Below are 9,132 nucleotides of genomic sequence, written 5' to 3'. Positions count from 1 at the left end.
CCACCGGGCCGCTGGTGGCGCTGTGGTGGGCGGTGTTCGCGCTGCCGCTGCTGCTGCTGGTCCGCGAGGCGCCGGGCGGTGCGCCGATCGGGGCCGCGATCCGGCGCGGCCTGGCCGATCTCGGACGCACGCTGAAATCGCTGCCGGGCCAGGGCAACCTGGTGCGGTTCCTGGTCGGCAGCGCGGTCTATCGCGAGGGCTTCAACCTGCTGTTCGCCTTCGGCGGCATCTATGCCGCGGGCACGCTGGGGCTCAATCCCGGGCAACTGATCCTGTTCGGGATCGGCCTCAACGTCACCTCCGGCATCGGCGCCATCCTGGCCGCCTGGGCCGATGACGCCCTCGGGTCGAAGCCGACGATCCTGGTCTCGATCGTGGCGCTCGTCGCCATCGGCATCCCGATCATCCTGGTCACCGACCCGATCTGGTTCATCGGCTTGGCGCTGGTGCTGGGCCTGTTCCTCGGGCCGGCCCAGGCAGCCAGCCGCACCCTGATGGGTCGCCTGGCATCCGTGGGGAGCGAGGGCGAGGCCTATGGCCTCTACGGCTTGACCGGCCGGGCCACCGGCTTCGTCGGCCCCTGGCTGTTCGCCGCCGTCACCGCCGCCTTCGCCAGCCAGCGCGCCGGCATGGCGACGGTGGTCGTGCTCCTCGCGCTCGGCGGGCTGGTCGTGGCGACTGTGCGGGAGCCGGCGAAGGGCTGAGCCCGACCCTCAGTGCCGGAAATGCCGGCGGCCGGTGAACACCATGGCGATGCCGGCCTGGTCGGCGGCGTCGATCACCTCGCGGTCGCGCATCGAGCCGCCGGGCTGGATCACGGCGGTGGCGCCGGCCTCCACCAGGGCCAGCAGGCCGTCGGCGAAGGGGAAGAACGCCTCCGACGCCGCCACCGACCCGGCGATGCGCGAGCCGGTCTCGCCGGCGGCCTGGGCCGCCTCGGCGGACTTCGCCACGGCGATCTTGGCGCTGTCCACCCGGCTCATCTGCCCCGCGCCGATGCCGACCGTGGCCCGGCCCTTGGCGAAGACGATGGCGTTGGACCGGACATGCTTCGCCACCTGGGTGGCGAACAGCAGGTCCTCGATCTGCGCCGGGGTCGGCGCCTTGCGGGTGACCAGCTTCAGCTCCGACGCCTCCGGCGCCGCGTCGTCGCGGGTCTGGGTCAGGAAGCCGCCGGCGACACTGCGCAGCACGCGGCGGCGCTGCGTCGGGTCCTGCACGCCACCGGTCTTCAGCACGCGCAGATTGGCCTTGGCGGCGAAGACGGCGGCGGCCGCCGGCTCGACATCCGGCGCGATCACCACCTCGGCGAACAGCGCGGTGATCGCCTGGGCCGTGGCGGCGTCGATCGGCCGGTTGGCGGCGATGATGCCGCCGAAGGCGCTGATCGGGTCGCAGGCCAGCGCCTTGGCATAGGCCTCGCCCAGCGTGGCAGCGACGGCCACGCCGCAGGGATTGGCGTGCTTGACGATGACCACGGCCGGCTCGGTGAACTCCGACACCGCCTCGAACGCCGCGTCGGCGTCGAGGATGTTGTTGTAGCTCAGCTCCTTGCCCTGCACCTGCTCGGCCGTGGCCGGGCCGGGCACCGCCGGGCCGCTGAGATAGAGGGCGGCGGCCTGGTGCGGGTTCTCGCCGTAGCGCAGCGTCTCCGCCAGCTTGCCGGACAGCGACAGGCGCGGCGGGAAGGTCTCGCCCTCGACCTCGGCGAACCAGCCGGCGATGGCGGCGTCATAGGCGGCGGTGCGGGCGAAGGCGGCGGCGGCCAGGCGGCGGCGGGTGGTGCCCAGCGTGCCGCCATTGGCCGCGATCTCCAGCCGCAGCGGCTCATAGTCGACCGGCGAGGTGACGACGGCGACGAAGGCGTGGTTCTTGGCCGCGGCGCGGGTCATGGCCGGGCCGCCGATGTCGATGTTCTCGATGGCGTCGTCGAATGTGGCGCCGCGCGCGATCGTCGCCTCGAACGGGTACAGGTTCGACACCAGCAGGTCGATCGGCGCGATGCCGTAATCGGTCATCGCCTCGACATGCTCGTCGCTGTCGCGCCGGGCCAGCAGGCCGCCATGGATCTTCGGATGCAGGGTCTTGACCCGGCCGTCCATGATCTCGGGGAAGCCGGTATGGGCCGACACCTCCTTGACCGGGATGCCGGCATCGGCCAGGGCTTTGAAGGAGCCGCCGGTCGACAGGATCTCGACCCCGCGCTCGGTCAGGAACCGGGCGAAGTCGACGATGCCGGTCTTGTCGGAGACGGAGATCAGCGCGCGGCGGATCGGCAGGGCGGCTTCGGTCATCATCGGCGGGGCTCCGGGGGCCAGGAATCGGCCCGTCTTTAGACCCCGGCGGCCGGGTTGTCGACCATCAAGCGCCGCGCGGCGCCGCTAGGCTTCGGAGCGCCCGCAGCGGTCTTCCAGCCAGCGCACGGCGAAATCCGTCATCTCGGGTGCCGCAACCAGGACCGAGGCCGCATCGCCGACGGGGCCGCGGGCGCCCCGCCCGGTGGCCAGGAAGTCCTCGACCACGGTGGCGAAATAGCCCTCCGGCAGGCCGTCGACGACCGGGTCGGAGGTGTCGAATTCCTCGAAGCGGCGCCACACCGTCCGCCCGTCCAGCAGCAGCGGCACCTCGGCGCGGACGACGCGCTTGCCGGGGATCGGCGCGATGTGCTCGGCATGGTGCAGCAGGCTCATGGCGTCGAGCGGGGCGCCCAGCATCAGCACCTTGCCGCAAGCCTGCACCAGCCTGGCGAAGGGCGACCGCACGCCATAGCCGTAGTCCAGCGCATGGTCGGCGGTGAACCAGTCGGCCCGGCCGCCGACCGCGGCGCAGGAGGCGCCGGGATTGGCGCTGCGCTGCGCGCCGGGCCGGGTGCGCACCAGCTCGGCGATGGCGCCATTGAAGCGGCGGGCGCGGGACGCAGCCGGATCGAAGGGCGGGATGTCGTCGCGCAGCTCGGCCGGGACATGGCCGTCATCGTCCAGCAGGTCGTGGTAGTCGTCGCTCCAGTCGGTGTAGACCAGGATCGTGCCGTCGGGGCCGATCGTGTCGTGCAGCGCGTCGATCAGCGCATCGGGCCCGCCGAGGATGCGGCCGGCCGAGCGCAGCGCGGCATGGACCATCACCGAATCGCCGGCCTCGAGGCCGAGCCGGCGAAGCTGCGCGGCCAGCGTCCGCCGGGTGTGGATCTGGGCAGGCATTCGAGCCTCTACGCCAGCCGCCGTTCCCGGCGCAGGATCCATTGCACGCCGGTGCTCTCGGCGCCGACCTCGCCCCAGATCACGACCTGCGTGGTCTTGCGCCGGTCGGTGCCGCGGCCGGCATAGATGCCTTCCTCCAGCGCCACCTGGCCGCCATAGCCGCGCAGGCGCCAGCCGTCGCCGCTGGGCAGGCGGATGATCACCGAGCTGCCGCCCTGCACCGGCGACAGCTGCAGCGCCGGGTGCAGGTGGAAGCGGATGGCGAAGGGCAGGCCGCGCGCCGTGTCGGTCTCGGCGAACAGGATGTCCTCGCCACGCAGCTCGTCGCCATTGGCCGACAGCTCCAGCCGGCGGCGGTGGATCAGGCCCAGCGCCTCGCGATAGCCGTCATGCCAGGCGTCGATCAGCACCGATTGCGGCGATTCCTGCCGGTCGATCTCGATCTGGTGCGGCCGCTTGCCGATGCCGGCGTCGCGCAGCACCTCGGCCGAATCGCGGCCGGCGACGCTCAGCGTGGAATGGGCCGGCGTGCCGCGCAACGCGGTGTGCCATGCGCTGTCCTCGGCGGTGCCGCGGCCGGGCCAGGCGCCGCAATTGACGATCATGCGCTCGCGCCCGACCGACAGCTCGAAGCTGAGGAGGCCGGCATGGGCGCCGTCATCGGCGCCGGCCGGCGGCGGCGCGCCGACATCGAGCAGCAGCAGGGTGCGGCCGGCCATCGCCCGCTCGAAGCCGCTGTGCCGCGCGCTCTTCGGCGCCCGGGCCTTGGAATCGGCCTGGGACAGGACGGCGTCGATCAGCACCGGCTCGCCCTCCTGCGCGTCGTTGAACAGGGCGAAGCCGCCGTCGCCGTGGCGCAGCAGGCGCAGGGCAGGGGCCATCCGGTCGATCGCCAGGTGCAGCGCGTCCGGCACATGCGACTGGGCGGCGCGGAAGGCGGCGCGGATGTCGATCAGTTGGCGCAGCACGGTCAGGTGCACCGCCGGGTTGCGCTGGATGTGGCCGCCATCGGGCAGGATCTGGCGCGGCAGGCATTTGCCGAGGATGCGCTGGGCCTGGTCCAGCCGCGGCCGGCCCTGGGGCAGGGCCACGGCGCCGTAGACCAGGCCGCGCACGGTCTGGATCTGGCGCGGGTCCGTCGGGTCGCCATCGGCGACGCGGGCCAGGTGGCGCAGCTGGCGCGACAGGCTGGCGAAGACGCGGGTGCGGAAATGGTCGTCGGCGCTGGCGCAGAAGAAGTCGTGGGCGCCGAGCCAGCTGGCGATGCGCTGGCCCAGGATGTCCGGCCGCCAGGTCAGCGGGTGCCAGCGGTCGTAGCGCTCGATCCAATGGTCGATCAGCCGGCGCGCCTGGCGCCGGGCCTGGTCGCCGCCGGCCGCGCGCAGGTCGCGCAGCCATTCGAAGCCGTGCAGCGCCTCGATGAACTCGGGGGCGGCGCCGAACGGCTCCCATGGCGCCGCCGCCGCCGCCTCATAGGTCTGGCCGCCCAGGCGGTAGGTGCCGGCGATCAGCGCGGCGCCGCGCTCGGCATCGCCCGGCCAGGGGTCGGGCGGCACCATCAGCAGGTCGCGCGGCCCCTTGCGCCCGAGCGCCACGGAGTAGAGCGGGTTCGAATAGGCGAACCGCGCGATCTGGTCGTGGACGTTGCGGGTGAGGCTGCGCGGGCTCCGCATCAATCAGCCGTGGCCGCGAATCGCGGCGATGTTGCCGGCATAGGCGCCGGGGCCGCCGCGGAAGGCCGCGGTGCCGGCCACCAGCGTGTCGGCGCCGGCGGCGATCACCCGTGGCGCCGTCTCCGGCGTCACGCCGCCATCGACCTCCAGCCGCACGTCGCGGCCGCTCTTGTCGATCAGGGCGCGCAGCCGGGCGATCTTGTCGAGCTGGCTCTCGATGAAGCTCTGCCCGCCGAAGCCGGGATTTACCGTCATCACCAGCACCAGGTCGATGTCGCCCAGCAGCTCCTCGACCATGGCGATCGGCGTGCCGGGGCTCAGCACCACGCCCGGCGCCTTGCCCAGAGAGCGGATCAGCTGGACGGTGCGGTGCGGGTGCGGTCCGGCTTCCGGATGGAAGCTGATGCGGTCGGCGCCCGCCTCGGCGAAGGCCGGGATATACGGGTCGGCCGGGCCGATCATCAGATGGGTGTCGAAGGGCAGGGCCGACCACGGCCGCAGCGCCTTCACCACGCTGGGCCCGAAGGTGATGTTGGGCACGAAGTGCCCGTCCATGATGTCGAGATGGAGCCAGTCGGCCCCCGCCTCGGTCATGGCGCGGGCCTCCTCGCCCAGGCGGGCGAAATCGGCGGACAGGATGGAGGGGGCGATCAGGACCGGTTTGACCATGACCGTCCTCATAACAAGGGACCGGCCGCGTCACAACCGTGACGAAACCGTGGCGCCGACAGGGCCGGCCGGGGCGGCGAGTCCGCCCCGGCCGATCCCATTGTGAGGCGCTTACTTCGCCTTGGCCAGGAAGTCCTTGACGTTGTCCGGCGTCACCGTGTCGAGGCCGACGGTGGTGATCTCCTCGACCTTCTCGCCCTTCTTCAGCTTCTGCAGGATCTCCATCGCCAGTACGCCCATCTGGTAGGGCTGTTGGCCGATCAGGCCGTTGGCGTAGCCGTCGCGCAGCAGCTCCAGCTCCGACTTCAGCGTGTCGGCCGAGACCAGCACCACCTCCTTCGACGCCAGCTTGGCCTTGATCGGCTCGGCGAAGTTGCGGAAGGCGTCGGGCACGAACAGCGGCCAGCCGCCGACCGGCAGCAGCGCGTCGATGTCCGGATGGGCGGTCAGCGTGTCCTGCAGCTGCTGCACCGCCAGGGCGGCGTCGTCGTTGCAGTAGAGGGGCGAGCCCTCGACCTGGGTCCAGCCGGCGCCCAGCCCGTCGATGGTGCCGCGCACGCGGTCGTTCAGGTTGGCCGCGGCCGGGCCGCCGGAGACGATGGCGAAGGTACCGCCGCCCGGATGCAGCTTGGCCGCCATCTCGCCGATCGCCTTGCCCATGGCGTAGTTGTCGGTGCCGACGAAGGCCTGGCGCTTCGACCCCGGCGCGTCGGCGTCGAAGGTGATGGTCGGGATGCCGGCCTCGACCGCCTGGTTGATGACGTTGGTCATGGCGTCGACATCGGCCACCGAGATCGCGAGGCCGTCGATGCCCTGGGTGATCAGGTCCTGCACGATCTGCGCCTCGCTGGCCGGCTCATGCTCCACCGGGCCGATATAGACGCATTCGACGCCCAGCTTCTGGGCGGCGTCCATGCAGCCGTCGCGCGACAGGTCGAAATACGGGTTGTTCATGGCCTTCGGCACCAGGGCGAAGCGCAGCTTGTCGGCCGCGCTGGCGCCGCTCGCCATGGTCATGACGGCGCCCAGCGCCACCGCGGCCAGAAGAAGCTTCTTCATGATCAATTGTCCTCCCCTTGTTGAAAACGCGTTTTACGCCGCACGGCGGGACCGGATGCGGTCCAGCAGCACGGCCAGGATGATGAACACGCCGACGAAGAAATCCTGCCAGTAGGGCTGCACGCCGCCCAGGATCAGCCCGTTGCGGATGACCTCGATCAGCGCCGCGCCGGTGACGGCGCCCAGCGGCCCGCCGAGGCCGCCGGTCAGGTTGGCGCCGCCGATCACCGAGGCGGCGATCACCCGCAGCTCGTACCCGACCGCGGTGTTGGCGGGGGCGGAGCCGAGCCAGGCCAGCAGCAGCACGCCGGTGAAGCCGGCCAGCGCGCTGCAGAAGACATAGACCGAGATCTTGACCCGCTCGACCGGCACGCCGGTCAGCGCCGCGGCCTTCTCGTTGCCGCCGATGGCGAAGACATGCCGGCCCCACTGCATGTGGCGCAGCAGGTACCAGATCATCACCGCCAGCACCGCCATGTAGATCAGCGACGGCGGCAGCAGGCCGAACAGCGGGTCGTTGCCCAGCGACCGGAACAGGTCCTTGGCCGGCCCGGCGGTGGGCGACCCGCGGCCTTGCGTCACGACATAGACCAGGCTGCGGCAGACGCTGAGCATGCCCAGCGTGGTGACGAAGGGCGACAGGCCCAGCCGGGCGATCAGGATGCCATTGATCAGCCCGACCACGCCGCCCGCGGCCACCCCGGCCGCCACCGCGACCAGCAGGGCCAGGCCCGGCCAGTCGATGAACAGGCCCCAATCGGCGGTCGCGTCCATCGTCAGGCTGGTGGCGACGGCGCCAAGCGCCATGACCGAGCCGACCGACAGGTCGATCCCGGCCAGGATGATCACCAGCGTCTGCCCCAAGGCGGCGATGGCGATGTAGGAGAAGTTCTGGGCGACGTTCTGCAGGTTGCGCTCGGTCAGGAACTTGTCCGAGGCGATGGCCATGATCACCATCAGGATCACCAGCGCCGCCAGCACATAGGTGATCTGGGACGACAGGACCCGGTGCAGCGCGCCCTGCCGGCGGACATTGTCGAAGGTCATCGCCTCGTTCGCCTGGGTCGCCATCACGCCGCCTCCAGCGCGCCGGTGATGAGGCCGGTGACCTCCTCGGGCGAGCTCTGGGCGATGCGCTTGTCGGCGACCTTGCGGCCGCGGCGCATCACGATCACCCGGTCGCACACCTCGAACACGTCGGGCATGCGGTGGCTGATCAGGATCACGGCGATGCCGCTGTCGCGCAGGCGGCGGATCAGCTCCAGCACCTCATGCACCTGGCGCACGCTGATCGCGGCGGTCGGCTCGTCCATCAGGATCAGCTTGGCGTTGGACAGGCGGGTGCGGGCGATGGCCACGGCCTGGCGCTGGCCGCCCGACATCAGCCGCACCAGATCGCCGGCACGGGTCTCCGACTTCAGCTCGGCGAACAGGGCCTGCGCCTTGCGGTTCATGGCGCCGTGATCCAGCCGGCGCAGCGGCCAGACGCCGGTCTTCAGCTCGCGGCCCAAGAAGACATTGGCGGCGGCGGTCAGGTTGTCTGCCAGGGCCAGGTCCTGGTACACCACCTCGATCCCGGCCTCGCGGGCGTCGACCGGCTTGTGGAAATGCACCGGTCTGCCGTCCAGCAGCATCTCGCCGGAGGTCGGCGGGAAGTTGCCGGCCATGACCTTGACCAGGGTGGACTTGCCGGCACCGTTGTCGCCCATCAGCCCGACCACCTCGCCCGGCTCGATCGACCAGCTGACGCCGGTCAGGGCGTGGATCGCCCCGAAATGCTTGGCAATGTCCCGCAGCTCCAGAAGCGCCATGCCGCTTCGTTCCTCCCTGGCTCCGGTGATCCCGGACTCGTTTCGGGCGGAACTGTGAAAGAAGGCGCGGCGGAGCGCAATTTGTTTTTGTCTGATTATTAGCGGAAGAGCGAAGGGATCAGGATCGCCGCTTCAGCCGGGCGATGTGGAAGCCGTCGAGGCCGCCGAGGTCCGCCCAGTGGCTGGGCAGGGTGCGGACGTCGCCGGCCGGGGTCAGCAGCTCGGACGACCCGCCGATCTCCGCCGCCGCCACCGGCACCCGCATCAGCCGGTCGTCCTCGGCCAGCAGCCGGTCGATCTGCGATTCGCCCTCCTCGGGCAGCAGCGAGCAGGTGCACCAGATCAGGATGCCGCCGGGCCGCACCAGCTCGACCGCGCGGCGCAGCATCCGGGCCTGGGCGGCGGCCAGCTTGGCCACGTCCTCCGGCCCCTTCAGCCGCGGCACGTCGGGGTGGCGGCGGATGGTGCCGGTGGCGCTGCAGGGCGCGTCCAGCAGCACGCCGTCATAGGGGGCGCCGACGGTGAAGCTCTCCGCGTCGCCGGTGTGCAGCTCGGCGACGAGGCCGAGGCGCTCGAGATTCTCCGCCACCCGCTTCAGCCGGCGGGTCGAGCGGTCGATGGCCGTCACCGTGGCGCCGGCGGCGACCAGCTGCGCCGTCTTGCCGCCGGGCGCGGCGCACAGGTCCAGGATGCGGCGGCCGGGGATCGGGCCGAACAGCCGGG

At 71.6% G+C, this 9,132-nt stretch carries 9 protein-coding genes; 1 reads left to right on the top strand and 8 read right to left on the bottom strand.

Translation table 11 applies throughout. From position 1 onward, the window contains the following. On the top strand, positions 1 to 704 hold a 704-nt coding region (locus P409_RS17770; protein ID WP_034840437.1), incomplete at its 5' end, for an MFS transporter. Between the two features lie 9 nt (positions 705 to 713). Here the strand turns inward: P409_RS17770 and purH are convergent. The 8 genes from purH to P409_RS17730 all read right to left on the bottom strand — a co-directional run. Next, positions 714 to 2,294 (bottom strand): bifunctional phosphoribosylaminoimidazolecarboxamide formyltransferase/IMP cyclohydrolase, encoded by a 1,581-nt coding sequence (gene purH / locus P409_RS17765; protein WP_193366501.1) that lies wholly within the window; start codon positions 2,292 to 2,294, stop codon positions 714 to 716. Positions 2,295 to 2,381: 87 nt separating this feature from the next. After that, positions 2,382 to 3,197 carry an aminoglycoside 3-N-acetyltransferase gene (aac(3), locus tag P409_RS17760; RefSeq protein ID WP_034840428.1) on the bottom strand — a complete coding sequence of 272 codons (816 nt, stop codon included), beginning with the start codon at positions 3,195 to 3,197 and terminating at the stop codon, positions 2,382 to 2,384. 8 nt (positions 3,198 to 3,205) lie between these two features. Continuing rightward, entirely contained in the window at positions 3,206 to 4,870 is a 1,665-nt protein-coding gene (locus tag P409_RS17755) for a heparinase II/III family protein (RefSeq protein WP_052120841.1), read from the bottom strand. 3 nt (positions 4,871 to 4,873) lie between these two features. Further along, complete coding sequence (rpe, locus tag P409_RS17750; RefSeq protein ID WP_034840424.1) at positions 4,874 to 5,539, bottom strand: ribulose-phosphate 3-epimerase; 666 nt, start codon at positions 5,537 to 5,539, stop codon at positions 4,874 to 4,876. A 111-nt stretch (positions 5,540 to 5,650) separates the two neighbouring features. Continuing rightward, the gene (locus P409_RS17745) at positions 5,651 to 6,598 is read right to left on the bottom strand and encodes a sugar-binding protein (RefSeq protein ID WP_034840442.1); all 948 of its coding nucleotides are present in this window, start codon (positions 6,596 to 6,598) and stop codon (positions 5,651 to 5,653) included. A gap of 33 nt (positions 6,599 to 6,631) precedes the next feature. After that, entirely contained in the window at positions 6,632 to 7,669 is a 1,038-nt protein-coding gene (locus P409_RS17740; protein ID WP_034840421.1) for an ABC transporter permease, read from the bottom strand. Further along, positions 7,669 to 8,409, bottom strand: coding sequence for an ATP-binding cassette domain-containing protein (locus P409_RS17735; RefSeq protein ID WP_034840417.1), 741 nt, complete (start codon positions 8,407 to 8,409; stop codon positions 7,669 to 7,671). Before P409_RS17735 ends, P409_RS17740 begins: the two co-directional genes overlap by 1 nt. Before the next feature lie 118 nt (positions 8,410 to 8,527). Next, positions 8,528 to 9,132: RsmB/NOP family class I SAM-dependent RNA methyltransferase (locus P409_RS17730; RefSeq protein ID WP_034840413.1), on the bottom strand; the 605-nt coding region annotated here is incomplete at its 5' end.

Source organism: Inquilinus limosus MP06 (assembly GCF_000767795.1).
Lineage (GTDB): Bacteria > Pseudomonadota > Alphaproteobacteria > DSM-16000 > Inquilinaceae > Inquilinus > Inquilinus limosus_E.
Note: the sequence above shows the minus strand (reverse complement) of the source record. Positions and strands in the feature narration are given on the sequence as shown.

Bases quoted from the DNA above. Each gene is read 5' to 3' on its own strand.
- rpe (WP_034840424.1), bottom strand. From the start codon at position 5,539: ATGGTCAAACCGGTCCTGATCGCCCCCTCCATCCTGTCCGCCGATTTC.
- P409_RS17740 (WP_034840421.1), bottom strand. From the start codon at position 7,669: ATGGCGACCCAGGCGAACGAGGCGATGACCTTCGACAATGTCCGCCGG.
- purH (WP_193366501.1), bottom strand. From the start codon at position 2,294: ATGACCGAAGCCGCCCTGCCGATCCGCCGCGCGCTGATCTCCGTCTCC.
- P409_RS17735 (WP_034840417.1), bottom strand. From the start codon at position 8,409: ATGGCGCTTCTGGAGCTGCGGGACATTGCCAAGCATTTCGGGGCGATC.
- P409_RS17755 (WP_052120841.1), bottom strand. From the start codon at position 4,870: ATGCGGAGCCCGCGCAGCCTCACCCGCAACGTCCACGACCAGATCGCG.
- P409_RS17745 (WP_034840442.1), bottom strand. From the start codon at position 6,598: ATGAAGAAGCTTCTTCTGGCCGCGGTGGCGCTGGGCGCCGTCATGACC.